We start from the raw sequence: 2,362 nt of genomic DNA on the forward strand, positions 1-2,362 counted from the left end.
CACTGGATAATTGTTCTTTGACTTGGTCTGCTGAATGGACCATTGCCATTAAGTTATTGGCGACGCTGCCTAACCGTTGGTGATCCAGAATAATGGCAATCATTTCCGGTTCCGGATTTTTCAGCAGTGCTGTGTGCAAACTGGTAAAGCCGGGGTAGGTCGCGGTGACATGGGTGATGGCACTTAATAGTGTGCGGCACACGGCGTCGGGTAACTTTTCGGTTTTATTTAATTGGATAAATACCGTGCGCAATAAACGCATGGCCGATTCCGCGCGTTCTGCGTAGCGCCCCATCCAAAATAAATTTTCCACCACCCGGCTGGGTAATGCGTTGCTGCTTTCGGCTGCGGGTTGTGTATCGAGCGGGCGCAGGCTGATTTGTTTTTCCGGCTCCGACGCTAACACCCAAGTGTCTTTGGAAACAGAGCCGCGTTGGTTGGAAATAATTTTTTTATCAATATCGAGATTGACGCGGGTGAGGCCGCCGGGCATCACCGAATAGGAGCTTTCGCTCGCAACCGCAAAGGTGCGCAAGACCGACGCGCGCGGCTGGATAAGCCCTTGGTGCCAAGTGGGTGTTTGTGCACCCATAACATATTCTTGCGCGACAAACTGCAGCGGATTTTTGCGGATGCGATTTTGCCAGGCTTGTAATTTTTTATCGTCCAAATCAGCGCCGTAGACTTCGTATAAACCGGGGCGACGATAAGTGGGTTTAATTAATAAGTGTTTTAAATTTTTGCACACGTATTCCAAATCATCACTATTGCCGCACCACCATGTTTTTACGGAAGGCATTTGCAAATCACGACCTAATAGCGCTTGTGCAATTTCCGGTAAATAACGCAGCAGCGCCGGATTTTCCAATACGCTCGAACCGAGCGGATTGGCGATGGCAACATGACCGAGCCGCGCGACTTCCAATAATCCCGGAACACCTAAACGCGAATCGCCTTTTAATTCTACCGGGTCGCAATAAATATCGTCCACGCGGCGCAATATCACATCGACGCGTTTTAAACCGTCGAGTGCTTTCATCCACACATAACCGTTGCGCACACTCAAATCACTGCCTTGCACTAATTGGAAACCCAAATAATTGGCGAGATAGGCGTGTTCAAAATAGGCTTCGTTATAAATACCGGGAGTGAGCACCACAATGCGCGCAATGCCGCCATTGGGATTTAATTCATGTAAGCGCTGGCGCAAGCGCGAAAAAAATAATGACAGGCGATGCACATGGCTATCGCGAAATAAACTGGGGAACACACGGTTCATCACTGTACGGTTTTCTAATGCATAACCGGCGCCCGAAGGTGCCTGGGTGCGGTCGGCCATTACTTGCATGCTGCCATCAGGCGAGCGAACTAAATCGGCGCCGTGCAAGATGAGTTGGTGGCTACCTTGCAGTTTTATATTTTGGCAGGGGCGCAAAAAACCGTGGTGGGAAAATAATAAATCAGGCGGAATTATGCCTTGGCGTACCAGCTTGCGTTCACCATAAATATCTTGCAGCAGTAAATTGAATAATTCGGCGCGCTCAACCAGCGAGGTTTCTATTTGGTTCCATTCATCGCTATTGATTAGCAGCGGAATGGGGTTGAGTTGCCAGCTTTGGTTTGCATCCGGCTCGTCGTAAATTTTGTAGGTGGCGCCGTCGTCACGCAAAATGCGGCGGGTTTTTTTCTGGCGCTCTTCAATCGCATCATGCCCCAGACTTTGCAAGCTGTGGAGCAAATACCGCCAATGGGGGCGAATCCTGCCCTCGCTGTCATAGGCTTCGTCCACACCATGTTGCGGCGCGGGGTAGATAAAGTCCTTAATGTTGGCTGGATCGACCGGATTTTCCATAAGCGTGGAATAAGGATTCATAAAGATAATTTGTCATTGTTATACGTATGACACCCATTGTAACCCGATTTTGTTGTGCTCAACCCATATGCTCCCGAGCAGGGCCTGGGAGCAAGGTGGATCGAGCAACGGTTACTTCCGCAAATCCAATGTGTGCGGGTATTCATCTGCTGGTTCTTCTGGCGGTGGGGCCATAGGTCTGGGCGGATGTTTGTGTTCAAAAAACTCGCGCAAGATTTTTCCTGCTGGTGTAATCGGTAGTGCACCGGGAGTGTGGTTGATATCAAAGAAACGGTTGCCACGGCGTGATTCCGCCTCGTTGGCATTCACCGGGAAGCGATCATAACTGCGGCCACCAGGATGGCTGACGTGATAGGTACAGCCACCGATACTTTTCCCGTTCCAGGTATCAATTAAATCAAACACCAGTGGCGAGTGAATGCCGATGGTCGGGTGCAAGGCTGAAGGCGGTTGCCATGCGCGGTAACGCACGCCGCCAACAAACTCACC

Annotated in this window: 2 protein-coding genes; both read right to left on the bottom strand. The window is 50.3% G+C overall.

Annotation, left to right across the window (positions count from 1 at the left end; genetic code table 11):
- Positions 1–1,873 (bottom strand): circularly permuted type 2 ATP-grasp protein (locus tag ACWA6V_RS20670; protein WP_449524252.1); only part of this gene is annotated, 1,873 nt, incomplete at its 3' end.
- A 111-nt stretch (positions 1,874–1,984) separates the two neighbouring features.
- On the bottom strand, positions 1,985–2,362 hold a 378-nt coding region (locus tag ACWA6V_RS20675), incomplete at its 5' end, for a transglutaminase family protein (RefSeq protein ID WP_449524253.1).

This window comes from Cellvibrio sp., assembly GCF_053579595.1.